At 60.0% G+C, this 24,473-nt stretch carries 21 protein-coding genes; 11 read left to right on the top strand and 10 right to left on the bottom strand.

What is annotated here, in order from left to right; genetic code table 11:
• Positions 1-42: 42 nt before the first annotated feature.
• The 4 genes from aroB to KFE13_RS14595 are packed head-to-tail and all read left to right on the top strand — an operon-like array spanning position 43 to position 4,252.
• The gene (gene aroB / locus KFE13_RS14610; protein WP_260703831.1) at positions 43-1,179 is read left to right on the top strand and encodes a 3-dehydroquinate synthase; all 1,137 of its coding nucleotides are present in this window, start codon (positions 43-45) and stop codon (positions 1,177-1,179) included.
• Entirely contained in the window at positions 1,179-1,952 is a 774-nt protein-coding gene (gene ubiE / locus KFE13_RS14605; RefSeq protein WP_260703830.1) for a bifunctional demethylmenaquinone methyltransferase/2-methoxy-6-polyprenyl-1,4-benzoquinol methylase UbiE, read from the top strand. Before aroB ends, ubiE begins: the two co-directional genes overlap by 1 nt.
• Positions 1,953-2,000: 48 nt before the next feature.
• A complete protein-coding gene (locus tag KFE13_RS14600) occupies positions 2,001-3,446 on the top strand; it encodes a cation-efflux pump (RefSeq protein ID WP_260703829.1) in 1,446 nt (481 codons plus the stop codon).
• Positions 3,443-4,252: a PASTA domain-containing protein gene (locus KFE13_RS14595; protein ID WP_260703828.1), complete on the top strand. Its 810-nt coding sequence runs from the start codon at positions 3,443-3,445 to the stop codon at positions 4,250-4,252. Before KFE13_RS14600 ends, KFE13_RS14595 begins: the two co-directional genes overlap by 4 nt.
• A gap of 6 nt (positions 4,253-4,258) precedes the next feature.
• On the opposite strand, the gene KFE13_RS14590 is transcribed toward KFE13_RS14595, so the two are convergent.
• Together KFE13_RS14590 and KFE13_RS14585 are read right to left on the bottom strand one after the other, a co-directional pair.
• A complete protein-coding gene (locus KFE13_RS14590) occupies positions 4,259-5,539 on the bottom strand; it encodes a transcription antitermination factor NusB (protein WP_260703827.1) in 1,281 nt (426 codons plus the stop codon).
• A gap of 49 nt (positions 5,540-5,588) precedes the next feature.
• On the bottom strand, positions 5,589-6,449 hold the full coding sequence (locus KFE13_RS14585; RefSeq protein WP_260703826.1) for an AraC family transcriptional regulator: 861 nt from the start codon (positions 6,447-6,449) through the stop codon (positions 5,589-5,591).
• Positions 6,450-6,583: 134 nt separating this feature from the next.
• Here KFE13_RS14585 and KFE13_RS14580 point away from each other — a divergent pair, with 134 nt between their 5' ends.
• Positions 6,584-6,751, top strand: a complete 168-nt coding sequence (locus KFE13_RS14580; protein WP_260703825.1) for a hypothetical protein — start codon at positions 6,584-6,586, stop codon at positions 6,749-6,751.
• A 2-nt stretch (positions 6,752-6,753) separates the two neighbouring features.
• Here KFE13_RS14580 and fmt read toward each other — a convergent pair whose 3' ends face one another.
• The 6 genes from fmt to KFE13_RS14550 form a co-directional block, all read right to left on the bottom strand.
• Complete coding sequence (gene fmt / locus KFE13_RS14575) at positions 6,754-7,689, bottom strand: methionyl-tRNA formyltransferase (protein WP_260706972.1); 936 nt, start codon at positions 7,687-7,689, stop codon at positions 6,754-6,756.
• A 36-nt stretch (positions 7,690-7,725) separates the two neighbouring features.
• Positions 7,726-8,271, bottom strand: a complete 546-nt coding sequence (def, locus tag KFE13_RS14570; RefSeq protein ID WP_260703824.1) for a peptide deformylase — start codon at positions 8,269-8,271, stop codon at positions 7,726-7,728.
• A 2-nt stretch (positions 8,272-8,273) separates the two neighbouring features.
• A complete protein-coding gene (aroC, locus tag KFE13_RS14565) occupies positions 8,274-9,449 on the bottom strand; it encodes a chorismate synthase (RefSeq protein WP_260703823.1) in 1,176 nt (391 codons plus the stop codon).
• Between the two features lie 48 nt (positions 9,450-9,497).
• A complete protein-coding gene (locus KFE13_RS14560) occupies positions 9,498-10,646 on the bottom strand; it encodes a glycoside hydrolase family 172 protein (protein ID WP_260703822.1) in 1,149 nt (382 codons plus the stop codon).
• Between the two features lie 69 nt (positions 10,647-10,715).
• Positions 10,716-11,792, bottom strand: coding sequence for a 3'-5' exoribonuclease YhaM family protein (locus KFE13_RS14555; protein ID WP_260703821.1), 1,077 nt, complete (start codon positions 11,790-11,792; stop codon positions 10,716-10,718).
• 78 nt (positions 11,793-11,870) lie between these two features.
• The gene (locus tag KFE13_RS14550) at positions 11,871-13,862 is read right to left on the bottom strand and encodes a peptidylprolyl isomerase (RefSeq protein WP_260703820.1); all 1,992 of its coding nucleotides are present in this window, start codon (positions 13,860-13,862) and stop codon (positions 11,871-11,873) included.
• Between the two features lie 263 nt (positions 13,863-14,125).
• Between KFE13_RS14550 and KFE13_RS14545 the strand changes: the two genes are divergently transcribed.
• From KFE13_RS14545 to KFE13_RS18620, 5 genes are all read left to right on the top strand, one after another.
• On the top strand, positions 14,126-15,748 hold the full coding sequence (locus KFE13_RS14545) for a S41 family peptidase (protein ID WP_260703819.1): 1,623 nt from the start codon (positions 14,126-14,128) through the stop codon (positions 15,746-15,748).
• Between the two features lie 63 nt (positions 15,749-15,811).
• Positions 15,812-16,969 carry a bifunctional diaminohydroxyphosphoribosylaminopyrimidine deaminase/5-amino-6-(5-phosphoribosylamino)uracil reductase RibD gene (gene ribD / locus KFE13_RS14540; protein WP_260703818.1) on the top strand — a complete coding sequence of 386 codons (1,158 nt, stop codon included), beginning with the start codon at positions 15,812-15,814 and terminating at the stop codon, positions 16,967-16,969.
• A 39-nt stretch (positions 16,970-17,008) separates the two neighbouring features.
• The gene (locus KFE13_RS14535) at positions 17,009-17,674 is read left to right on the top strand and encodes a riboflavin synthase (RefSeq protein ID WP_260703817.1); all 666 of its coding nucleotides are present in this window, start codon (positions 17,009-17,011) and stop codon (positions 17,672-17,674) included.
• A 22-nt stretch (positions 17,675-17,696) separates the two neighbouring features.
• Complete coding sequence (locus KFE13_RS14530) at positions 17,697-18,278, top strand: DJ-1/PfpI family protein (protein ID WP_260703816.1); 582 nt, start codon at positions 17,697-17,699, stop codon at positions 18,276-18,278.
• Positions 18,279-18,424: 146 nt separating this feature from the next.
• Positions 18,425-19,762 (top strand): methyl-accepting chemotaxis protein, encoded by a 1,338-nt coding sequence (locus tag KFE13_RS18620; RefSeq protein ID WP_313900651.1) that lies wholly within the window; start codon positions 18,425-18,427, stop codon positions 19,760-19,762.
• Positions 19,763-19,768: 6 nt separating this feature from the next.
• On the opposite strand, the gene KFE13_RS14515 is transcribed toward KFE13_RS18620, so the two are convergent.
• The gene (locus tag KFE13_RS14515; RefSeq protein WP_260703815.1) at positions 19,769-20,986 is read right to left on the bottom strand and encodes a multidrug effflux MFS transporter; all 1,218 of its coding nucleotides are present in this window, start codon (positions 20,984-20,986) and stop codon (positions 19,769-19,771) included.
• Positions 20,987-21,234: 248 nt separating this feature from the next.
• Between KFE13_RS14515 and KFE13_RS14510 the strand changes: the two genes are divergently transcribed.
• Positions 21,235-21,984 carry a glucose 1-dehydrogenase gene (locus KFE13_RS14510; protein WP_260703814.1) on the top strand — a complete coding sequence of 250 codons (750 nt, stop codon included), beginning with the start codon at positions 21,235-21,237 and terminating at the stop codon, positions 21,982-21,984.
• A gap of 60 nt (positions 21,985-22,044) precedes the next feature.
• Here the strand turns inward: KFE13_RS14510 and KFE13_RS14505 are convergent, their stop codons facing one another.
• Positions 22,045-24,249, bottom strand: coding sequence for a putative bifunctional diguanylate cyclase/phosphodiesterase (locus tag KFE13_RS14505; protein WP_260703813.1), 2,205 nt, complete (start codon positions 24,247-24,249; stop codon positions 22,045-22,047).
• Positions 24,250-24,473: the final 224 nt, after the last annotated feature.

The raw sequence follows: 24,473 nt of genomic DNA, 5'->3' as shown, positions 1-24,473 counted from the left end.
CGCAAGAGCCGACGAGGTCCTTAACGATAGGATGAAGATATTGTGCCAGTGATTCCTCTCAAGACACCCAGCGCCAGCTACGAGATTATGATTGCGTCCGGTTTGTTGAAGACGCTTCGAGCACGGTTGAAGAAGATCAAGGGCGGCAAGCCATACCGGGTCTTCATTGTGACCTCGCCGGAGATCTGGGGGCTGTGGGGCAAGCGGATGCTCGCTTCGTTTGCGAAGAACGAGCAGCCGACGGTGTTGTTTATCCCTGCGGGGGAACGATACAAGCGCATGCGGACGATTGAGTCGCTCGCTGAGCAGCTTGCCGAAGCAGGCGCGGACCGCGATGCGCTGCTGGTGGCCTTTGGCGGCGGCGTGGTGGGCGACATGACGGGGTTCCTGGCAGCGATCTATATGCGCGGCGTACCGTACGTGCAGGTGCCGACGACGCTGCTGGCGCAGGTGGATTCCGCAATCGGCGGCAAGACGGGAACGAATCTTGCAGCAGGCAAGAACCTGGTCGGCAGCTTTCATCATCCGCTGGCCGTGCTTGCCGACACGGACGTGCTGGCGACGCTGCCTGCGGCAGAGCTTCGTGCCGGCTTGCAGGAGTCAATCAAGGCAGGCGTGATTCGCGATGCGAAGCTGTTTGCATATCTTGAGCGCAATGCCGATGCCGTGCTGCGGGGTGATGCGAAGGCGCTGACGCATGTCGTAGCGGCGAGCGTCCGCGTAAAGGCCGATGTCGTGGCGAACGATGAGAAAGAGTCCGGCCTGCGGATGATCTTGAACTACGGCCACACGCTTGGGCATGCGATCGAAGCAGCAACAGGCTACAAGCAATTGCTGCATGGCGAAGCAGTAGGCTGGGGAAGCATTGCCGCGACGCGGCTCGGCTGGATGCGTGGAATGATCACGGAGCGCGAAGCCGAACGCATCATTGCGTTGATCCTGAGCTATGGTCCGCTGAGCGAGTTTCGCGCAACGGCAGAAAAGCTGGTCGCCTTGACAGCGAATGACAAGAAAAATCGCAGCGGCTCGCTGAGCTTTGTTCTGCCACGAAAGATCGGTGAAGTTGCCATCGTTCGCGACGTGACACGCGAGGAGATGCTGGCGGCTGCGGAGTGGATGCTGGAGCTGATGCGATACGAGACGGCAGTCACGAAGCCACTGGCGAAGAAGAGAGCGTGATGACAGTGACGGCCCAGAGAGAACACGAGGTCTCGACCGGAGCACGGCCTGCCGGCGCGACAAGCGAGGCCAGCGCTGCGGCGAATGTGCAGCAGATGTTTGACTCCATCGCACCGCGTTACGATCTGCTGAATCATCTATTGTCGGTCGGACTGGATCGTAGGTGGTGGGCGCGTGCAGCGGCAAGTTTTCGCAATGTACTGGCGCGGCCTGAAGCCAGTGTGCTGGACCTGTGCTGCGGGACAGGAGACATGGCGCTGGCGTTGATGAAGTACCGTCCAGCGGGCGTGGGCGAAGCTCCTCTGCTGGCGGTGGATTTTTCACCTGAGATGCTGGCGCGCGGCAGACAGAAGTTCGTTTCGCACAATATTGTGGCTATCGAGGCGGACGCGATGCATCTGCCAATGGCCGATGCGTCGTTGGATCTGGTGACCTCGGCGTTTGGGTTCCGTAATCTCGCCAACTACGATGACGGGCTAGCCGAGTTGTTTCGTGTGCTTAGGCCGGGCGGGCAGATCGGGATCCTGGAATGCAACCAGCCGGAGGGCGTGACGGGCGCGCTCTACAATCTGTACTTCAAGCGGATTCTTCCAGTGGTTGGTGGAATGATCTCCGGTGATGCGGCCGCGTACAAATACCTGCCAGCGTCGGTGGAGCGTTTCCCTCGCCCGCCGCGCATGCTGGAGATGATCCGTTCGGCTGGCTTCAGGAACGCTTCGTGGACGGGCTATACCTTCGGTACTGCAGGGCTTTACCGCGCCACAAAACCCTAAACAGAACATGGTGCGCCGAGTCTCGCCAGCATTTAGGATTGAGGCTCGATGAGCTATACGGCGATTCCCGAGAAGACCCGCGAGACGCAGACGGAAAAGCGCTCCGCGGCGTGGTTTTCTGTGCTCGCCGCACTGGGAATTACGCTGTTGAAGTTTCTGACGGGCGTGCTGACCGGATCGCTAGGTATGCTGTCGGAGGCAGCGCACTCGACGGTAGACCTGGTAGCGGCGGGAATTACGCTGTTCTCCATTCACGTCTCTGACCTGCCTGCGGACGATACCCACAATTACGGGCATGGCAAGGTGGAAAGCCTGTCGGCCTTTGTAGAAGCCGGCTTGATGCTGGGCTCGTGCGTGTGGATCGTCATGGAAGCGATCAAGCGCATCGCCTATCACGAACGGCTGGCGCTTTCGTTTTCGATATGGCCCTTCGTTGTGCTGCTGCTTTCGATCGCCGTTGATTTTACGCGCTCGCGCAGGCTGCACCAGATTGCGCAGGAGCATGCCAGCCTTGCGCTCGAGGCCGATGCAATTCACTTCAGCACGGACATCTGGTCGTCGCTTGCTGTACTGATCGGCCTGTTCGCATCGTATGCAGGCAAGCGGTGGAACATACAGGGGCTGGAGCTTGCCGATCCCATCGCTGCACTGATCGTCGCGGCGATTATTTTGAAGGTGACATGGGGACTGGGGCGAAAGACGATCGATGCTCTGCTGGATGCAACGCCCGCTGAGACACGCGAGGCGACGCGGCGTGAGTTGATCCGCGATCTGACGTCCATCGACGGCGTGCTGGTGGTGAATCGCCTGCGCACGCGGCGGTCGGGTTCAAGCTACTTCGCCGACCTGACGCTGGGGCTTGCGCGCAACCTGACGTTTCAGCGCACGGAGCAGATCTCTTCCGAAGCAACGGCAATTGTCGGCCGACATCTCCCCGGTGCCGATGTGGTGATTCACGCCGTGCCCATGGCGCCGGTAGCGGAGAGCGTGCACGATAGAATCCGCGCTGTCGCTTCGCGGATGAATCTCACGATTCACGACGTTACGGTGCAGAAGTTCGGCGGCGAGCTGCACCTGGAGCAGCATCTTGAAGTGAAAGAGACGATGCCGCTAAAACAGGCGCACGAACTGGCGACGCTACTCGAAAGCGAGATACGGCGCGAAGTCCCGGAGGTTGCGTCGATTCTAACGCACATCGAGAGCGAGCTGGAGACGATTGAACAGCTCGAGTCGCAGGAGCAGGACCGCCAGCTTGAGATTCGGCTTCGCGATGTGGCCGAGGGCTTTCCTGAGATACTGGATATTCACGATGTTGTTGTCACTCGCATCGGTGCGCATCTGAAGGTGAGCTGTCATTGCACGATGCCCGATGGCATGCCGATGGCGAAGGTACATGAGGTGATTACGGCGCTGGAAAATGCATTCAAGATGCAGGCGCCAGAGGTGGACCGCTTGTTGATTCACCCGGAGCCGGAGACGGATAACGAGCGATGAAGGTACGCATACGCATTGTGAAGTGGCGGGCCATCCGGCGCTTCTTCAACCTGGTGCTTGGCGGCCTGTCGATGATCGTTGTGGCGATGATATCGGCGTTTCTTGCGATGCGTCTGGCAATTCACGGGCGCGAGGTGAAGGTGCCGGACCTGTCGCACATGACGATCTCGGAGGCAAGCCGCAAGGCCAGCTCGATGGGGTTGCGCCTGCAGCTTGAGAATAAATTCTATTCGCCGACGACACCTCCGGGGCAGGTGCTGGCGCAGTATCCGTCGCCGGGCACAGTTGTGCGGCGCCAGTGGCCGGTGCGCGTAACGGAGAGCCTGGGAACGCAGCAGGTCTCGGTTCCGGATCTCTCGGGACAGGGCGAGCGATCGATGGCCATCAATCTGCGCAGATTGGGACTGGAGCTGGGCACGGTGGGCCACATCGCTGCTCCCGGCCCTGCGGGTATTGTCGTGGCGCAGACACCTCCGCCGAATGCGCAGGGGATCGACAGGCCGCGCGTGAGCGTACTGTTGAGCGAGCCTGAGGACGCCACATCGGACTCATTCGTGATGCCATCGCTCGTCGGCCTTTCCATCTCAGGCGCCTATGCGCGTGCAGGAGCAGCAGGGTTGCGCATCGTGAGCGCCGAAGATGTCACGCCATCGACAGCTTCGGCCGCTCCAGCAACCGGAACGCCTGCACCGGCTGCTCCTGCGCCGATGGTCGCCCTTGGACCGGGCATCGTTGCATCGCAAAGTCCACTGGCGGGACATAAAGTCTCGCGTGGAGATCAGGTCAGGCTGTCTCTGGTGCACTAGGTTGCATCACGAAACACGCTCGAAGAGCGCCGCGAAGAAGCCATCTCCAGGGTGTGTGCCCGGCAGGGTGCGCAGATAGCTGCCGCGTGTTGCCATAGGAAGCACCTGCTGCAATAAGCCGTCGTTCTGAAGTCGTATGAGTAGAGGCTCAAGCGGCAGGATGCGAAAATTTCCCTGTACACCGCGGATGGCTATCACCTCTTCGGCAACCTGTTCACATTCTTCAGGCTCAAGCGAGCAGGTGGAATAGAGCAAGCGGCCTGCAGGTGCGAGACGCGACAGTGCAGCGCGGAGAATCTTCTGCTGGCGTGTACGCTGGCGCGAGAGGTCGGCGGGCGTGAGGCGAAAGCGTATCTCGGGATTGCGTGCGAGTGTACCGGTTCCGCTGCAGGGAACATCGCAGAGGACGAGATCGAAGTTGTCGATTGATGGCGGAGGCTCCGTAGCATCGGCCTGCTCGACACGGACTTTGGACGCATAAGGGTCTTGGTTGAGGCGTGTTCGCATCGCGGTCAGGCGACGTGGGCTGACATCGGTGGCGAAAATCTCTGCATGCGGCAGGCGATGGGCGAGAATGAGAGTCTTGCCACCAGGAGCGGCGCATGCATCCCAAAGTCGCGTAGCCTGTGGAGCCGAAGCAGCAGCCAGTTCGGCTACCAGACGTGAGCCGTCGTCGGTGTGCGGCAGATCTGGATCAGCAGCGAAAAGAACAGGCGCGGCAGGCTCAGCCTGATCGGCCTCGCAGATTTTGATCGCTGCAGCGCGACCGTAGCTTTTAACCCAACGCTCAACAAGCCACAGCGGATGCGCGAGCCTCTGCGCAAACGTCGCGGTCGATTCATGCAGTGGCTTGCCTGGGAACTTTTCGCGCGTAAGTCTGCGCAGGATGGCGTTCACCATGCCGGCTGCGTGCGGGTTGCCGTTCTGCCGCGTCAGTTCGACGCTCTCATTAAGCGCAGCGTGCGCCGGGATGCGATCGAGTTGAAGCAGTTGGAAGGCTCCGAGGCGAAGCGCGATGGCGACAGGCTCGGCAAGACGCTGATCGGGCCGCTGCAGTAACGATTGAATGCGGGCGTCGAGCGCGATCTGCCAGCGCAGCGTACCCATAACGAGCGTCGTCGCAAGGTTGCGGTCCTCGGGAGAGAGCTTCGCTGTATGCGCAGAGTGAAGCAGGTCGTCGCTGTTCCCTTTGCCAGCGGCGACAAGCGTCAGTATTTCGAATGCGGCGACGCGTGCGGGCGAGACAGGCTTCGATGGAACGGAGTTTTTGGCGGCAGGTTTAGGCAAGATAGATTTCTTTCAACCTTAAGAATATCTCTGCCCAAGCCTAAGCGGACTACGCACTCTTGCGCCAGTCTCCGGGAGGTTGCCCGACGCGCTGGCGGAAGCTGCGGACGAAGTTGACCGGGGAGCGGAAGCCCGTCATCAGGGCGATCTCCTGCACCGGCAGCGTGCCGGTACGCAGCAGGCCTTTGGCGCGCTCGATGCGCTGGTCGAGCAGGTACTGATATGGAGTCTGTCCCGTAGCGGCGCGGAACTCACGCGCAAAATGAAAAGGACTCAAGCCTATCTCGTGCGCCATCGCTTCCAGGCGCAGGTCATCTCCGATATTTTCCGTGATGTACTCCATCACACGGCGAAGCCGAGGCACGGGCATGCCGCCTTTGACTTCTCCTAAATCGACGGCATCGGCCGCATGGCGGCGCAGCAGATGGCTCGCGAAGCTGATCGTCACCAGGTCGGCATAGAGACCGCCGAGCGGCCAGCCAGCGGCGGCTTCGCGTCCCATCTCAGCAACAAGCCGCTGTAATGCAGGATCGTGCAGCGACCAGTGGCTGGTGAACTCCGCCGGCAAGAGCTCCGACGCATCCGTCATCTCATCGAGCACACTGGAGCGAAAGGAAAGGATGAGGCGCTCTGAGGCTCCATGCCAGACGATGCGGTCGCGGGTCCCTGGCGGCAGCAGAATCATGGAGCCAGGCGCTGTTCTCTCCACGCCATGTCTGCCCTCCGACCACCACTCCACAGGCTCCTCACCGCTGATCTGCAGGTGCAGACAGAACTCGCGGTGCTCATGCTGGGGTATCTCGCTGACGGAGACCGTGTGGCGCTCCAGCAGAACTCCCCGCCACGGTTGTTCCTTGCCGATAAGCGGGGCAGACGGCAGCAGTGGAACCAGATGACTGTCCCGCAGCACGGAGATTCGGTTTCTGCCGTCGTCCCTCACCTCTTAAGGATGCTCTCGGCGGGCAGATGAGGCAAACAGCTTTATCGCAAGAATTGCATATCGCGGGCTGGGGCAGGGGGCATCCTTTATAGCGGAGGGATGCCATGAAGAGGCTGACCGATCTGGTAAGTGAAGGCTTTATATGGGGCGTGGGAATCACACGGCCGCGTCCGGGCCAGGAGCGGCGCGCTGCCATCTACATCACGACGACGCTCATCGCCAGCGTACTTGTTGCCGTTGCAATGTTTATCTTCCTGTTGGGAAGGCTGTAACGCTATTCGCCGAGCCGCTCGCCGGAGTTGATCTGGAAGCCGCGAAGCAGGTCCGCTGCCAACATGCGCCGCTTCCCTTCCAGTTGCACCTCGTCGAGCTCGATCGCGCTCGACTGTCCGCAGCCGACGAGAAGGTGGCCATCGTGAAGATGGATCATCCCGGGCTCGAGTGGCGCTGTATGTTGTACGGTATGCAGCCGGTGCACGATAAGTTTCTTGCCGCGTAGAAGCGTATGCGCGCCGGGCCACGGTTGGAAGCCGCGCCAGCGGTTGTAAATCTGGTGAGCCGTGCGGGTGAAATTGATACGGCCATCGTCTCGCGTGAGGATCGGCGCGTGCGTGGCGAGAGCGTGGTTTTGGGGCTCGGGAAAGAGCTCACCTGCATCCAGACGCTGGAGCGTTTCCACCATCAGTGGCGCCCCCACGGCTGCGAGATTCTCATACACCTCAACGGCGGTCTCTTCTTCGCCTATAGGGACAGCCTGCGCCAACAGCATGGGGCCGGTGTCGAGCCCGGCGTCGAGATGCATGGTCGTCACTCCGGTGACGGTTTCGCCATTGGCGACGGCCCACTGGATAGGAGCGGCTCCGCGATATTTGGGCAGCAGCGAGCCATGCAGATTGATGTTGCCGAAGCGCGGCAGATCGAGCATCCACTGCGGAATGATACGTCCGTAAGCAACAACGAGGATAGCGTCGGGCGCAATGGACTCCAGTTCGGCGCGAAGCTCGGCGTTGTTCTTGATCTTCTCGGGCTGGAGAACAGGAATACGATGAGCCAACGCAGTCTGCTTGACCGGCGGTGCCTGCACCTGCTGGTCGCGCCCTACAGGGCGATCGGGCTGCGTGATGACGAGCGCAACCTGATGGCCTGCGGCGATGACAGCCTCAAGCGTGGGGACAGCGAATTGCGGTGTGCCGCAGAAGACGAGTTTCATCGTGTCCAACGTTCGCGGGTTTGCTGCATGAAACGGCTACCATTCGCCGTTCTTGATCAGCTTTTTGATCTTGCGGACGGTGAGGTCTTTCTTCAGGCGGCTGAGGCGGTCGATGAAGAGGATGCCGTCGAGGTGGTCGATCTCGTGCTGGAAAGCGCGGGCTAGCAGCTCCTCGCCCTCGATCTCGAACCACTCGCCGTTGACGTCCTGTGCACGCACCTTGACCTTTGCCGCGCGCTTCACCTTGTCGCGAATCTCGGGAAGAGAGAGGCAACCCTCTTCTTCGCACTGCTGGCCCTCGCGTTCGATAATTTCAGGATTGATCAGAACGATCTTTTCTTCCGGGTTCTTCTTGAAGCTGACATCAATGACGGTCAGCCGCTGCGAAAGTCCAATCTGCGGCGCGGCCAGGCCGATTCCCTGTGCCTCGTACATCGAGGCAAACATGTCGTCGACCAGTGTCTTCAGCTTTTTGTCGAAGACCGTAACCGGCTCGCCTTTTTTAGCGAGAACGGGGTCAGGATACTTCACAATCTCGTAGATCGTTCCCTTGTGTTCGGGTGTGTTTTCAGTCTTTGCCACGTTCAGAATGCCTTTATCTGCTCTAAATAACCTTTGTAGTTGCGCTCCAGCTCAGTAAGCGAATCGCCGCCGAATTTTTCGAGCACCACACGCGCCACAGCAAGCGCCACCATGGCCTCGGCGGCAACGCCAGCAGCCGGCACGACACAAACGTCAGAGCGCTCATAGGCCGCCTTGACCGGTTCGCGCGTCTCAAAGCTGACCGAACCCAGCGGACGGCGCAGTGTGGAGATAGGCTTCAGATAACCACGCACGATGACGTCCTCCCCGTTGGAGATGCCGCCTTCGAGTCCACCCGCATTGTTGTGCTCGCGCGAGAACTTCGTGAAGTTCTCTTGAGCGCCCTCGTAGCCGATGGCATCATGCACCTCGGAACCGACGGACTCAGCAGCCGTAACGCCGCGTCCGATTTCAACGGCCTTGACTGCCTGCAAGCTCATCACGGCTTGAGCAAGAATGCCGTCGAGGCGCTCGTCCCAGTTGACATGCGTGCCAACGCCGGGAGGCAGGCCGTGAACAACGACTTCAAAGACGCCACCAACGGTATCACCGGTGCGGAGGACGGCATCAACCTCTGCCTTCATACGCGCCTCATCCTCGGGGTCCACGCAGTTCAGCAGAACTTCGTCTTTCTGCGAGAGCGCGACGATCTCCTCCCACTTCGCCGTGCGCCGGAGTTCTGCTTTGCCGACGCGGATGACGTGCGAGAGCACTTCGATGCCAAGGGCGCGCAGCAACAGCTTCGCAAGCGCGCCGGAAGCGACACGCGCAGTTGATTCGCGCGCGCTGGCGCGTTCGAGCACGTAACGGGCGTCGGGGAAGTTGAACTTCAGTGCACCTGCAAGATCGGCATGGCCGGGACGCGGCGAAGCGACGGCCTTGTGCTTGGCCGGGTCGCCTTCTTCAACCGGCAGAATCTCGGTCCAGTTTTTCCAGTCGTTGTTGGCGATGGTCATCGCGACGGGAGAGCCGATGGTCTTGCCGTGGCGCACACCGGAGAGGATGTGAGCCGCATCGCGTTCGATCCGCATGCGTCCGCCGCGACCGTAGCCCTTCTGACGCCGCCAAAGCTCGCGGCTGATGAACTCCTGATCGACCGGAACACCGGCCGGAAGTCCGCTGACCAGGGCGACGAGGCTCTCGCCGTGGCTCTCACCTGCAGTTGAAAAACGTAACATGTCTACTACGATTCTAATGCCTTCGAGCGAAAGGCACTTGCGGCCGCTTCAGCGGGGCTGGGGCGCTCCCTGCACATACGGTTCTTTGGAGTTCCCGGGGCCGCCGACGAACTGCAGCGTCGGGATGCGCTCGCTCATCTCCGGCAGCGCCGGAAAGGGCTGATGCGGTTCGGCCTGGTACCAGTAAGCGACGGAGGAGTAGTTGTCGGAGCGTGAGTTAGCGTGGCCGTGCTCGATCGTCGCCCGCATGGATTTCTTGAAGGGTATAGGCGAATCGAGATGGAAGCGGTAGACGCTGGAGCGCGAACCTGCTACCTCCGCACCGACCATGGGCGATCCGTGCAGGGGAAACTGTGCCGGGCCACCGAAATCCCATGCGCCGAGGAAGTAGTCCTCCGAACCGGTGCCGACCATGGCTGGTGTCGTGGCATCGTCGATGAAGAACATGTCGTTGCCTTCGCCCCACCATCCATCCTGGTTCTGAAAGACGGACATAGTGACGCCGACGAACTGGCCGTGACCTTGAGCCTCAAACCAGACGTAGTTATCTTTGCCATCGAGGTTGCGGCGGTAGTTCACCTGCGGGTCGCCGTTGGAGTACCAGTCCTTCGCCCAGCCATGGTTGGGATAGGCCTGACGATAGTCGGCGTGAAAGTACAGCGTACCGGGAGGGAGCGGCTTTGCATCCTGCCGGTAATCGATGTTCCAGTACAGGCTGTTGACCGACATCTTGCCTTCGTTGGTGATGGTGACCCGCGCGTGTTTCGCGTACGGCATGGGGAACCAGCAGTTGAGCGATCTGTCTGACCCCGCGCTGAGCACAGCCGACTGCCAACCGTAGTACATCCCGTTGCCCAGGCCGAAGAAGTCGCCGATCGGCGCTTCCACGCTGGGCGACTCCTCACCGTCCCAGTAAATGCGCATTACGATGCGCTTCAGGTGATACGGCTCCGGTGCGTTGATCGTGAACCACATGTGTGAGATCAAACCGGGACCATCGACATCGAGGATCGACAGCGTCTGCCCGGGAGTAAGCGTGCGATAGTCTGCGTTGGCTCCCGTAGCCTCACGGCTCGATGACCGATGGAGCGTATAGGTCTGCTGCTGCGTGGGGTCGGGCATCCAGGATGGAATCTGCGCCTCTGCAAAGGCTGCGCTCAACAGGAACGTTGTCGCCAGAATCGCTCGAATACGCATCAATGGCTCCTCTATTTAGCAGATCGCGAACGCAGCTCGAAAACTGCACGAGGAGTATAGCAATCGAACTTAGCGGATTGGGATGGAGTCCGCGCCGGTAATGGGCAGCATCTCCTGCGAGGCAGAACCGGTCTCAGCCTGCGAAGCAGGCGGCGCGGAGCCAGCCTCCTCTTTAACCCATGCCTGCGAGTTGAAGAGCGCTCGCTCCATCGAACGGACCCAGTCAGTGACCTCACCGGGGCCTTTGCCCTGCGACTCCGCGTTGGCGAAGGCGTTGCGCAATGTCTGCATCTTGGCCTCGAGATCGTCGAGCGTGTTCAGCAGCAATGCCTCGGGCGTCATCGGCAATTTCGGCGAGCCGAACTCATATTTGCCGTGGTGCGAAAGGATCATGTGCTCGACAAGGATACGAATCTTCTCAGGGAATGGCTCAAGCTGGCGAACCTTCTCCAGCAGCATGCCTTGCGCGATGCTGATGTGGCCGATCAACTGGCCCTCAAGCGTATAGCCGAAGCTGGACTTCCAGTGCAGCTCGCGAATCTTGCCGATGTCATGCAGAATCGCTCCCGTAACCAGCAGGTCGGGATCGACCTCGGGATAGAACGGCGCGTTGGCCAAACAGACACGTACAAGCGTCAGCACATGCTCCAGCAAACCGCCGATCCAGGCATGGTGCAGCATCTTGGCCGCGGGCGCCGTGCGATAGGCAGTAGCGATCTCCGGGTCGTCGAGAAAAGAGAAGACGAGACGTTTGAGGTCGGGATTCGTAAAGCGCGATACATAGCCGCGCAGCTCGCTCCACATCGCATCGATATCGAAGTGCGTGACCGGCAGATAGTCGGCCGGATCGATCTCGCTCTCCGCGGCAAAGCGAATACGCTGCAATGCCATCTGAAATTTGTTTTGATAGCGCGAGATCTGGCCCTGTGCCTTGACGTAGCAGCCTTCCGTGCACGGCGCGATGGAGTCGGCAAAGTCTTCCCACATCACGGCGGGCATCGAGCCGGTCTTGTCCGTGAGCGTAGCCGTCAGAAACTGGCCACCGCCCTGACGTTTTTCGCGAATCTGAAACGACGAGAGGACAAAATAGGAGGTCACGATGCAGTTGTCGAAGCGCGCTGCATCGGCGATGAAGAAGTCTTTCATTAGGACAAGAATAACTCCCGAAAACAGGAACGCGAGAGACGATGCTCTCGCGTTCCTTGTTCGTACCGTGAAATGGGGTTAGTTATTTGGCTGCGGCGCCGGTGCAGGCGGATTCTGCTGCGGTGTCGTGGTCTGAGGAGCAGGAACCGGCTTTGGAGTGATGCCGGCAGGCGTTGCGCCCAAATTCGGATTCACCGTCGGATCAGGCGCTGGTGCATCCGTCGTCGGGGCTGTCGGCTTGTTCTGCAGCCTCTCCTTCGGCTCTCCCTTTGCGCGCTTCTTTTTCTTCTTGGTCGCAGTATCGCCATTCAGGCCAAGCGGAGTCGCCTGAGCAGACTTATCGGCCTTCTCCTGCGTTGTCTCCGGAGACGGCGTGAACGCTGCCTTCTGCTTCACGACAGCGTCTTTCCGCGCAGCCTTGTCGATGGCCTCGGTCTTGGCGCGATAGCTGTAACGCGTCTTGCCCGTATTCGTTGGCTTTGGAGCCAGCGGATCGGCGTCAGCCGAAGAGGTCAGCACCTGTGTGGTCGACTCCGTCGGCGCAATCGCCGTACCGGGAGCGATCGCAGAACCAGCATCGCCCACAGCAGCCTGCGTCGAGGAGGCCGTACCCGCACCTGCGCCTACAGCCGTCTCCTGCGGTCCGGGAGGCAACGCATTCCGCGGCGCCTGGCCGAAACGAATCTTTTCACGCTTAATCTTCTTCGGCTTCGATGGTTTCGAGCTGACCTTCGTCGCCGCCGGTGGAGTGGACGGAACATCCGCTGCAGCAACATCTGGGGTCGCAGCGCCTGCTGTAGCCGCATCCGCTGTGCCAGCCGCCGGTGCAGAAGCAGCGGGCAAAGCAGCCTTCGGCGCGGGAGCAGCCGGCGTGTTCTTCGCTACCGTCGAGAAGCGGCCACCGCGATCGAAGCGCTGCTTCTCCTGTGCCTGCTTCTTCTTCGGGACGGGCGGAGCGTACGCGCTAAAGACCGGCTTGGTCTGCCGTGGGCTGGCGCCGGAATCGACAAAGCCGGGCTTGATATCGATATACGCATCCTCGCGCAGCTTCGTCAGATACTCACGCAGGGCAGGCTGCATCGCCTGCATGTAGATCGCCTCCTGAATCTGAGGCTCGATGTCCTTGAGAGCGGGCACGCCGGCTTCCTGATGCTCGGTCACCTTCAGAATGACAAAACCCTGACGCGTGCGAATGGGAGCAGTCACACCTCCCGCAGGAAGCGAGAATGTCTGATCTTCGAGCACCTTCGCCAGAGCGCCACGCTTGAAGAGACCGAGATCGCCTCCCTGCGAAGCGGTGGGACCGCCCGAGTTGGCCTTGGCCAGCGCAGCGAAATCGTCGCCCGATTTGATCTTGGCAGCAATGCCCTCTGCCTTGGCCTGAGCCTGAGCGACTACGGCATCCGTTGCATCGGCGGGCGTTGGAACCAGAATTTCGCTCAGGCGAACCTGCTCCGGCTGCGCAAACTCATTCTTATGAGCGTTGTAGTAAGCCTGCTCCTGCCCCTGCGTCGGCTGAATGTGCCGTCCGACCTCGTCGCGCACGACCTGCTGGGTGAGGATGTTATTCCGAATATTCGCCTTAAAGTCCTCAAAGGAAACGCCTTGCTGACGCGCTGCCTTCTCGAGGTCTTCCATCGAATCCAGGTGATTCTGCTTGCGGATGTCGTCGAGGCGGCGGATGACCTCAGCATCGGCGTTCAGGCCGAGCTCCTTGGCGCGCGACAGCAGCAGCTGCTGGTCAATCATGTCGCGCAGCAGGTTCTTCTGGCGGTCGGCAACTTCCTGCGGAGAAGCCTGATTCTGCTGATTTTCCGTCGTAAGCTGCTGCTCGCTGCGCTCCAGGTCGCTGCGATTGATGATCTGGTCATTCACCCTGACGATCACGTCTTCCACCACAACCCCATTCGGAGTAATGGCTGGCGGGGTGGGCAGAGTCACCTGCTGCTGCGGAGCATTGGGAACCGCCAGCGGGCTCTGGTACCGCGGAGCCTGCGCCAGCACCGCTACCGGCAGCGCCAGCAGGCTAAGCCCGCGCACTGCCCTGAACTGCGAAATTCGAAAGATCATCGTCACCTGTATCAACTGGAGAGGGGCCACGGGCGCTTAAACCCGCATCCGCCTGCTGGTTGGACTCGTCCATCACGCAGACGGTATCCGTCCCAACATTCTAAACGTCCTGAGGCCGGTAAGCGAATCGGCGGCCGGGACACCCTTGGCGGCTCACCCGCCAGTGCTATACTCCGTCCAATCTGGGACGCGTCTATAGTTATTAGAAGAGCGTCCGGCGTGAGGTTTACGCACAGCCGCTCTCATTTGAGGTAAGCGAATCGATGGCACCCCGCACCCGCCGTGCACTGTACTCCGTCACTGTATTTCTGGCCACCTGCGCGGTGGCTGGATCGTTCATCAATCAGCGCGTCGCCGCTCAGTCTGCTACCGATGAGTCCACCCTGCGCGACAGTCTGCGGAATTTCACCAACGTCTACTCGCTGGTGGAGCAGAACTACGCCGACAAGATGACGACCGACAAGACCGACAAGGCCATCTACGACGGTGCCATTCCCGGCATGCTGCATGTCCTCGATCCGCACTCCAGCTTCTACGATCCCAAGGCCTACGCGCAGATGCGTGAGGACCAGCACGGCCGCTATTACGGCGTCGGTATGACCATCCAGCCGCAGCCGGACCCGACGGCCAAAGGTGGCACCAAGATCGTTGTTCTCTATCCCTTCGAAGGCACGCCCGCATACAAGGCTGGCGTACGGCCCGGCGACGTAATTCTCTCGGTCGACGGCAAGAGCACCGAGGGCATGGACTCCGCAGCCGTAGCCACCATGCTGAAGGGCCCGCGCAACACGCATGTGCTGGTAACGATGAGCCGCGAAGGCTCCGACAAGCCGCTTCAGTTCGACCTCGTGCGCGACGAAGTTTCGCGTCCCTCCGTCGATCTCGCTTTCATGATTCGCCCCGGTATCGGCTACATGCATGTCACCAACTTCATGGAGACGACCAGTCGCGAGGTAGGCGATGCGCTGGACAAGTTCGGCGACATCAATGGCCTGGTGATCGATCTGCGCGGCAATCCGGGCGGCCTGCTGAACGAAGCCGTCAATATGTCCGACAAGTTCCTGCAGAAGGGCCAGATCGTCGTCTCGCAGCGCGGACGCGCCTTCCCCGATCAGGTCTATCGTGCAGCGCATGGCTCCGATACAAAGTATCCGATCGTCGTGCTGGTCAATCGCAACACGGCATCCGCCGCCGAGATCGTCTCCGGCGCCTTGCAGGACCACGATCGCGCACTGATCGTCGGCGAAACAACCTTCGGCAAGGGACTGGTGCAGACCGTCTTCCAGATCACCGAGAACACCGGTCTCGCCCTGACCACGTATCACTACTACACGCCTTCGGGCCGCCTCATCCAGCGCAACTACAACAACGTATCGCTGTACGACTACTACTACGTGCGCGATTCAGCAACGCAGCCCAAGGACAAGGCGAACCTCGAAGTAAAGCTGACAGACTCCGGACGCACGGTGTACGGCGGCGGCGGTATTACGCCCGACGAGAAGATCGACAACCTCAAGTCGAACCGCTTCCAGGATTCTCTGGTGATCAAGTATGCGTTCTTCAACTTCAGCAAGCATTACCTGGCGCAGCATGGCTCCGTCAGCAAGGACTTCACGGTGGATGACGCGGTATTGCAGGAATTCAAGGCGTTCCTGAAATCGCAGAACATCGACTACACCGACCAGGACATCGCAGGCGTGCAGGACTGGATCAAGACCAGCATCAAGAGCGAGCTGTATACCTCGCAGTTCGGCCAGCTGGAAGGCTTGAAGGTGCGCGCTGAATGGGATCCGCAGATCTCCAAGGCCGTCTCCTTCATTCCCGAAGCGCAGAGCCTGCAGGAGCATCTGAAGCTCGCGCAGAAGACGAATCCTGCGAATCACTAAATCCCTTTGGTGAATCGCTAAACAAGCATTTCCCTGCGGCCACGCGCTATCCTCAAACAGAGCATGGCCGCTATCTCTTTAAGCACTGGTATCGCGCAGGACGAGTTCTTCATGCGGCGGGCCCTTGAGTTCGCCGCAAAGACGACTGCCCTCGCCAGCCCCAATCCTCAGGTAGGCTGCGTCATCGTCAGGCATGGAGAACTGCTCGGCGAAGGCGCGCATCTCTACGACAACTACGATCATGCCGAAATCGTCGCCCTCAAGCAGATCGCAGCGAAAAATCTCTCTTCGGCAGGAGCAACGGCCTACGTCACGCTTGAGCCCTGCAGCCACCACGGACGTACCGGCCCTTGCGCCGACGCGCTTATTGCCGCAGGCATCGCACGCTGCGTCGTAGCCACGACCGACCCCAATCCTCTCGTCTCCGGACGCGGCATTCAAAAACTGCGCGATGCCAACATCGACGTCGCCATCGGCGTTCTCCAGCAGCAGGCGCGTGACATCAACGAAGCCTTCGCCCACTTCATCCGTACGCACACGCCCTTCGTGACCCTCAAAGCCGCGCTCTCCGCCGACAACAAGCTCGCGCCGCCTTCCGCATCGCGACTCCCCGATCAGCCTCACTGGATCACCGGCCCCGCCGCGCGAGCCGAGGTACAGCGCCTCCGTCATGCCTCCGACGCAATCCTCACCGGCATCGGCACCGTGCTCGCCGACAATCCCCTGCTCACCGATCGCAGCGGACATCCGCGCCGCCGCCCGCTGCTTCGCGTCGTGCTCGACACGCACCTGCGCATTCCGCGCAACTCGCAGCTCGTCCGATCAGCCAACAAGGATCTGCTCGTCCTCACCAGCTCCGACGCGCCCGCCTATCATCGCGAGGCCCTAACGGCTGAAGGCGTCGAAGTCGCCGTGATTCCGGAACACGCAGGCCGCCTCTCTTTACCCGCGGCACTGGCTCTGCTCACCAAGCGCAAAATCCTCAGTGTTCTTCTCGAAGCAGGCTCCGACCTCAACGGAGCCTTTCTCGATCAGAACCTTGTCGACAAAGCCATCCTCTTCCACTCCACCGAAACTCTCGGCGAGCAGGCACTTCCCTTCGCCAACGGCATCGAAGCCGTATCCATCTTCGAGCAGTCGCTCCTGCGTTCCTCAACAACAACATACGGGCCCGATACCTGCATCACCGGCTACATCCACAACCCCTGGCCCGCGGAATAGCCGTTCCATCGCCTCCCCATTCCCTAGTACCCTGTATCTATGTTCACCGGCCTGATTGAAACCACCGGCACCGTCCTCTGCGTCACGCCGCATGCTGGCGTCACTCGCATTACTATCGGAGCTCCGGGCGGACTCGTCAGCCGCCTCAATACAGGCGACTCCGTCGCCGTCAGCGGAGTCTGTCTCACCGCACTCGACATCGAGCCGCACGCCTTCCCGCCACGCTTCTCCGCCGACCTCGCCGTCGAGACCATCTCCCGCACCACGCTCGCGCGCCTCAAGGCCGACACCGTCGTCAACCTCGAGCTACCCACGCCCGCCGGGTCTCCGCTCGGTGGCCACGTCGTCCAGGGCCACGTCGACGCCACGGCAACGCTCGTCTCGCTGACACCGCTTACCGCCGATACCGAGACCACCGACTACCGCCTGCGCTTCCTCATCCCCGACGCGCTCACCCGCTACGTCGTCGAAAAGGGCTCCATCACCGTCGAAGGCATCTCGCTTACCGTTGCAGCCATTCGCGGCAACGAGGTCGAGATCGCCATCATTCCGCACACCTACGCAGCGACCAGCCTGCGCACACTCTCGCCTGGCGATGCACTCAACATCGAGGTCGACGTCCTCAGCAAATACGCCGAACGGCAAAACGGAAAGTCCGATACCTTCGAGCTTACCGAGCGGTACCTCATCGCCAACGGCTACTAAGCCCAAAACGAAAGGCGCATCCATGAAGCCCGCAAAGATTCTTCTCCTCGCCGGAGACTACGTCGAAGACTACGAGATCATGGTCCCTTTTCAGGCGCTCCAGATGGTGGGCCATATCGTCCATGCCGTATGCCCCAACAAGAAGTCAGGCGACCATGTGCGCACCGCCATTCACGACTTCGAAGGCGATCAGACCTACTCCGAAAAGCCCGGGCACAACTTCACCCTCAACGCTGCCTTCGATGACATCAGGCCCGAGGACTACGATGCTCTTGTCATTCCCGGTGGCCGCGCTCCCGAATATCTCCGTCTCAATCCGCGTGTGCTCGAGATCATCCGCTTCTTCGACAGCTCGAACAAACCGATCGCCGCGCTCTGCCACGGACCGCAACTGCTCGCCGCTGCTCGCGTCATCGCAGGCAAGCGCGTCAACGCCTACCCCGCCTGCGCACCCGAGGTCGAATTAGCTGGAGCCACCTTCGTCCCACTCGCCGTCACCGAGGCCATCACCGATGGCAACCTCGTCACCGGCCCGGCGTGGCCGGCACATCCCGCGTGGCTTGCGCAGTTCCTCAAGGTCATCGAGACTTACCTCGCGCGATAGGTTTACGCGAACGACCACTCGGAGGTACTCCGGCCTTCCCGACCTGGGATTAAAGCTTTCTCATTCTGCGAAGAATCCATTCCATCCCTTCATCGCTCCGGAACAAACGCCGATAACCTTCCTGTCACATTTCGCAGGGAGAGATTATGGCCTTCGCACTCCGTCAACGTCCCACAACACAAACCAGCGTCCTCGACCAGCAACTGTCCGAGCTCAACAGCATCTACTCGGCTCTCGACAAGACGCAGGCCATAGCCGAGTTTTCTCTCGATGGAACGATCCTCCACGCCAATCAGAACTTCCTGAACACGCTTGGCTATTCGCTCGCCGAAATCAAAGGCCAGCATCACAACATCTTCATCGACCCTGCCCAGCGCGCAAGCGACGAATACCGTCGCTTCTGGGAAAAACTCCGCCGCGGCGAACATAACGCCGGCCAGTACAAGCGCATCGGCAAAAACGGACGAACCGCCTGGATTCAGGCCACCTACACTCCCGTCCTCGACACAATGGGGCGCCCGCAAAAAGTCATCAAGTTCGCTGTCGACGTCACAGACGAACGCCAGCACGTCGCCTACATTCACTCGCAGATCAGCGCGCTCCATAAAGCACAGGCCGTCATCGAGTTCGACCTGGATGGCCACATCATCGATGCCAACGAAAACTTTCTCCACGCCCTCGGCTACTCTCTCGCCGAAATCAAAGGCCAGCACCACAGTATCTTCGTCGATCCCGCGCATCGCTCCAGTGCTGAATACCGTCACTTCTGGGAGAAGCTTCGCAGCGGAGAATACGACTTCGGTCAGTACAAGCGCCTCGGCAAAAACGGCCGCTCCGTCTGGATTCAAGCCACCTATAACCCCATCCTTGACTCTTCCGGGCGGCCCTTCCGCATCATCAAATACGCAATGGATATCACCGAACGCGTCGAAGCCACGCAAAGCCTGCAGGCTGCCGCCCGCCAGCTCTCCGAGAGTGTCCTCGAACACGCCGAGCGTGCCCGTCAGGCCAACGCGCGCTCCACCACGGCATCGCAGGCCGCCACACGGAGTGCGACCGCCGTCACCGATGTCGTCACCACGATGGATACCATCTCCAGCATGTCGCGTCAGATCGCCGACATCGTACTCGTCATCGACGACATCGCCTCACGCACCAATCTCCTCGCACTGAACGCAGCCATCGAAGCCGCACGCGTCGGCGTTCATGGACGCGGCTTCGCCGTGGTCGCCGACGAAGTACGCACACTCGCGCAGCGCAGCGCCAATTCTGCCAGCGATATCAAGGGCCTGATCGACAACGCAGGGCAGGAGATCCAAAACGGCTCTGTGCTTGCCCGTACTGCTGGCAACACCATGAGCGAGCTCGCAGGCTCCATCAACGAAGTCGCCAGCATGGTCGTCTCCATGCGCGAAGCCAGCGAACATCAGGCCGCGCAGATCGAAGAGGTCTACCGCGCACTCAAACGCATCGAAGCCTGCTGAGCAGGCTCAATGCGCCACCGTCACGCTCTCCGCCTCTGCAATCTCCACGATTCTGGTCCTTCCCACCAGAAGAATCAGCAACGCCGCCAGCGCACTTGACGAGAGCAGCGTCACAATCCACGAAGCCCCCAACACGCCTATCCCCGTCGAGATCAGCGACCCCGTCCCCGCCTGTAGAAATCCAAGCAGGGCCGAAGCACTGCCCGCATCGCGCGAGAACGGCGCCATCCCAAGCGCAGCCGCATTCGGATACGTCAGCCCGATCGACAGCAGGAAGAAGAAGAACAGCACCATCATGCCCGGCAGACCGAACAGATGCGCATACGTTCCCGCAAACAGGACAGCTCCCACAGCTACCTGAAACAGCAACGCGTAGAAAAAGATCTGCTGGCTGCTGAAGCTTTTGAGCAGAAACACATTTACCTGGTTGCCGCCTATAAACCCCATCACCAGCACGGCAAACACCAGCCCAAAGGCCTTCGTGCTCAGGTGGTAGCCATCCATAAACAAAATCGGCGAGCCGGAAACAAAGGCAAACAGCCCCGCAAACGAAAATGCCCCCGCAAGCGCATACGTGCAGAACTGCGGCTCCTTCAGGATGAACCAGAACACCTCAAGAATCGGCTTCGGCTTCAGTGAGATCGAAGCATCCGGCGTATGTCCTTCAGGCAGCAACGCAAAGATCAGCGCAAGCGTCACCAGCGCATACGCGCCAAGAATTGCGAATATCCATCTCCATCCAACGGCAGAAACCAATGCGCTTCCGATCGTCGGTGCCAGCAGCGGAGAAACTCCGATAATGAGAAACAGCAGCGAGAAAATCCGCGCGCTCTCCTTCGCATGAAAGAAGTCGCGCACCATCGCCAGCGCCGCCACCTGCGCCGCGCATCCTCCAATCGCCTGCACAAAGCGCAGCACGATCAGCGCATGCACACTCCCCGCCATCGCACATCCGGCCGAAGCAACGATATAAAGCGCCAGGCCCACATAGAGCGGCCGTTTCCTGCCAAACCGATCCAGCAACGGCCCATACAGAATCTGCCCCAAAGCAAATCCGATAAAGTAGCTCGACAAAGACAGTGCGATGACCGAGGTCGTCGTCCCCAGCTCGCTCGCAACCCGCGAGAACGCCGGAAGATACATATCGATCGCAAATGGAGTGACGACACTCAGCAGACCGAGCAGAAAGATAATCCACGCACGGCTGCGGTGGGGAGATTTCATAAATTTAGCTTTCGGTTTTGTAGCGTCAGGTTGGCGAACAAAAAGGAACGAGCGAGAAAACTCCACTCACTCGGATGTTGTACACATCAGATTATCCCGTCCACGTGCAGGATTCACGGATTCCGTCTTTCCAGATCGCCCCCTAAAAAGAAGCTGCATAATTCCGACATCTGTTGAATCCTTTTTCTCCATGCCCTCATCAATTAGACGTTTGTCGAATTATGGCAATGAGAAATGAGGGAAGAAACATGAGCAAGCTTGCAGGAAAAGTCGCTATCGTCACGGGAGCCTCCAAGGGCATAGGAGCGGATATCGCGAAGGGTTTGGCGAAGGAAGGCGCCTCTGTCGTCGTCAATTACGCCTCCAGCAAAGAGGGTGCCGACAAGGTCGTCGCCGAGATCACCCAAATTGGCGGCAAGGCCATCGCCGTGCAGGGAGATGTCGCCCAGGCTTCCGACATCCAGCGCATCTTCGCAGAAACGAAGAAAGCCTTTGGGAAGCTCGACATCCTCGTCAACAATGCTGGTGTCTATGAATTTGCTCCCATCGGCCAGTTCACCGACGAGCAGTTCCATCGTCAGTTCAATACAAACGTTCTCGGCCTTCTCTCCGCCATACGCGAATCGGTCAAATACTTCGGACCGGAAGGCGGAAACATCATCAACATCAGTTCGGCCGTAACCTCCATCAACCTGCCGACAAGTGCCATCTACACCGGCACCAAGGCAGCGGTCGATTCCATCACACGGGTTCTCTCCAAGGAACTTGGCCCACAGAAGATTCGGGTCAATGCCATCAACCCGGGTGCGGTTGAAACCGAAGGTGTTCAGGCCATGGGAATCCTTGGCACTGATTTTGAGAAGAACATTGTGGCGCAGACGCCACTCGGCCGCATCGGCCAGGTCAGCGATATCACACCTCTCGCAGTCTTCCTGGCTTCCGATGATTCGGGCTGGCTCACGGGAGAAACACTCGTGGCGTCCGGCGGCTACCGCTAAGTCTTCCCATATCCCTCAAACTGCGCGACTCGACGACTGAGTCGCGCAGTTTTTTATGTCTTAGGTCCGCTCTCCCGTTGAGAGACGCCACAGCGCTGTCGAGTGGCGCATGCCTGCGCTCTTCCATGCCGTAGCATCATTCCGTCTCTCACCATCTTCCGACTGACTCCGCATCACGGCTTCAAACTCCTCCGCTCTCAACGGCGGAGCAAGCAGAAAGCCCTGCACCTCATCGCACTTCAAATGCTTCAGGTGCGATAGCTGTGTCTGCGTCTCCACGCCTTCGGCCACCACCACCATATCCAGAGCATGAGCGAGCGCAATAATAGCGGACACCATCGCCACGCCCTCCTGGCCATGCTTATCCAGACCTTCCGTAAAGAAGCGGTCGATCTTCAGCTGCTTCACGCGAAACTGCTGCAGGTAAGCCAGGCTGGAGTACCCCGTCCCAAAATCGTCCACAGCAATATCGAACCCCGACTGCTGGAACCTCGCAATCATGTTCGTCGTCAGCTCCGGATTGCGCATAGCCACCGTCTCCGTAATCTCGAACATGATCCACTCCGGCTCCACGCCCTCCGAACGCGTCATCTCCAGCACACGCTCGACATAGTCCGGCCTGCGCAGTTGCTCCTGCGATAGATTGATCGCAATCTTCACCAGCGGCAGCCGCGCCTGCTTCCATCCTTTGATGTGCCGGCACACTTCGCGGACCACCCAGTTCCCCATCGGCACAATCTGCCCGGTCCGCTCCGCCACCGGAATGAACTCCAGCGGAGGAATATCTCCCAGCTCCGGATGCTGCCAGCGCAGCAGCGCCTCCGCGCCGACCATCTCTCTGTTCGGCCCACGGAACTTCGGCTGGAAGTGCAGCTCAAGATAGTTCTTCTCCAGCGCTTCCGCCAGCCCACGATGGATCGCCAGCGTCCTCGCCGCCGCCTCGCTCATGCCTGCATGGAAGAAGCGGTACGTATTCCTTCCATGATGCTTCGCCTCATACATCGCCGTATCGGCATTCTTCAGCAGCTCTTCGACCGTCTCGCCGTCCTGCGGATAGATCGCAATCCCAATCGAAGCCGTCACACGCAGCGGAGTCCCCTCGATCACAAACTCCTGCTGCATCCTGTCCAGAATCCCTTCAGCAACCGCCGTCACATCCTGCTGTATGTGAAACCGTTCCAGCAGCACCACAAACTCATCGCCGCTCAGCCGAGCCACCGTATCTTCATACCGCACCGCGCTCACCAGCTGCCGCGAGAACGCCTTCAACAATCGATCTCCGGCCGTATGTCCCAGCGAATCGTTCACCGTCTTGAATCCATCCAGATCCATGAACATCAGCGCAAACCGTCTCCCGCTGCGCTGCGCATCGACAATCGCACCTGCAAGTCGCTCCAGCAACGAGCTCCTGTTCGGTAGCCCCGTCAGCATGTCCTCCGTCGCCATCACCAGCAGCCTCTCGTTCGCATCCGCCAGCGAAGCATGCAGCCTCGCCTCCTCCAGCGAAGCCTCCAGACGAAACGTCTGCAGATCGTACCGCGCATCCAGCATCGAATAGATCAACGTGACCGACAGCACACCCAGCGTCGCCCCCGTCACCGTAACCACCAGCCACGTCGTATTGACGCCCTGCATCGCGGCTCCGCACATCGCCCCATGCTGAAACATCGCCGCGCTCATGCCCGTGTAATGCATCCCGGCGATTGCCAGCCCCATCACCAGGCCTGCTCCAGACCGCTTCAGCAGCACATTGTGCTGTTTGCCGTCACGCAGCGTAAACGAGATCCACAGCGCCACCCACGACGCTACCACCGCAATCGCAATCGACGTCCAGAACAACCCCGGCGTATAGACAATCTCCGGTTGCATCTTCAGCGCCGCCATGCCCGTATAGTGCATCGCCGCAACACCCAGGCCCATCAGCACGCCGCCTGCAACCAACCGTTCACGGCTCAAATCGTCGCGCGTGACGACGTACAGAGCAAAGCCCGAGATCGCAATCGCGATCAGCAGTGAATAGAAGGTGATCCACGGGTCGTAGCCCAGCGTGATCGGCATCCGGAACGCAAGCATCCCGATAAAGTGCATCGACCAGATGCCCAGACCCATCGAGACCGCGCCCCCCAGAAGCCACATCAATCGCTTCCGTGACGCCGCACCGTGGATCGATCGAATCCGCCCTGCCAGATCCAGCGCCGTGTACGACGCGAACATGGCAACCAGCAGGGACAGTCCTACCAGATAGTAGTTGTATGAACCATGCATCAGGACAAGCTCCGCGAAAATAGATCCAATGCACACTCCCGCCGTTTTCGGGAGAGTATCTCATTGAACATCGCCGCGACAGCAGAGAGCGATACCCCATATAGGCCATCCCCGCTTCCTTGCTCAATTTTCTTCCCAAAACGGGACCGTCCGCCCGAACCACCTTGAAAACAAAGGGCGCAATCCCTCAGGATTGCGCCCTCGCATCACCGGACCAGCACCAC

The organism is Edaphobacter flagellatus (assembly GCF_025264665.1).
Taxonomy (GTDB): Bacteria; Acidobacteriota; Terriglobia; order Terriglobales; family Acidobacteriaceae; genus Edaphobacter; species Edaphobacter flagellatus.
The sequence above is the reverse complement of the archived record's forward strand: the minus strand, read 5'-3'. Positions and strand labels throughout refer to the sequence as shown.

What these genes read in the sequence shown, in the direction of transcription:
- ubiE (WP_260703830.1), top strand. Translation starts at nt 1,179, where the DNA reads ATGACAGTGACGGCCCAGAGAGAACACGAGGTCTCGACCGGAGCACGG.
- KFE13_RS14600 (WP_260703829.1), top strand. Translation starts at nt 2,001, where the DNA reads ATGAGCTATACGGCGATTCCCGAGAAGACCCGCGAGACGCAGACGGAA.
- KFE13_RS14595 (WP_260703828.1), top strand. Translation starts at nt 3,443, where the DNA reads ATGAAGGTACGCATACGCATTGTGAAGTGGCGGGCCATCCGGCGCTTC.
- KFE13_RS14580 (WP_260703825.1), top strand. Translation starts at nt 6,584, where the DNA reads ATGAAGAGGCTGACCGATCTGGTAAGTGAAGGCTTTATATGGGGCGTG.
- fmt (WP_260706972.1), bottom strand. Translation starts at nt 7,689, where the DNA reads ATGAAACTCGTCTTCTGCGGCACACCGCAATTCGCTGTCCCCACGCTT.
- aroC (WP_260703823.1), bottom strand. Translation starts at nt 9,449, where the DNA reads ATGTTACGTTTTTCAACTGCAGGTGAGAGCCACGGCGAGAGCCTCGTC.
- KFE13_RS14560 (WP_260703822.1), bottom strand. Translation starts at nt 10,646, where the DNA reads ATGCGTATTCGAGCGATTCTGGCGACAACGTTCCTGTTGAGCGCAGCC.
- KFE13_RS14555 (WP_260703821.1), bottom strand. Translation starts at nt 11,792, where the DNA reads ATGAAAGACTTCTTCATCGCCGATGCAGCGCGCTTCGACAACTGCATC.
- KFE13_RS14550 (WP_260703820.1), bottom strand. Translation starts at nt 13,862, where the DNA reads ATGATCTTTCGAATTTCGCAGTTCAGGGCAGTGCGCGGGCTTAGCCTG.
- KFE13_RS14545 (WP_260703819.1), top strand. Translation starts at nt 14,126, where the DNA reads ATGGCACCCCGCACCCGCCGTGCACTGTACTCCGTCACTGTATTTCTG.
- ribD (WP_260703818.1), top strand. Translation starts at nt 15,812, where the DNA reads ATGGCCGCTATCTCTTTAAGCACTGGTATCGCGCAGGACGAGTTCTTC.
- KFE13_RS14535 (WP_260703817.1), top strand. Translation starts at nt 17,009, where the DNA reads ATGTTCACCGGCCTGATTGAAACCACCGGCACCGTCCTCTGCGTCACG.
- KFE13_RS14530 (WP_260703816.1), top strand. Translation starts at nt 17,697, where the DNA reads ATGAAGCCCGCAAAGATTCTTCTCCTCGCCGGAGACTACGTCGAAGAC.
- KFE13_RS18620 (WP_313900651.1), top strand. Translation starts at nt 18,425, where the DNA reads ATGGCCTTCGCACTCCGTCAACGTCCCACAACACAAACCAGCGTCCTC.
- KFE13_RS14515 (WP_260703815.1), bottom strand. Translation starts at nt 20,986, where the DNA reads ATGAAATCTCCCCACCGCAGCCGTGCGTGGATTATCTTTCTGCTCGGT.
- KFE13_RS14510 (WP_260703814.1), top strand. Translation starts at nt 21,235, where the DNA reads ATGAGCAAGCTTGCAGGAAAAGTCGCTATCGTCACGGGAGCCTCCAAG.
- KFE13_RS14505 (WP_260703813.1), bottom strand. Translation starts at nt 24,249, where the DNA reads ATGCATGGTTCATACAACTACTATCTGGTAGGACTGTCCCTGCTGGTT.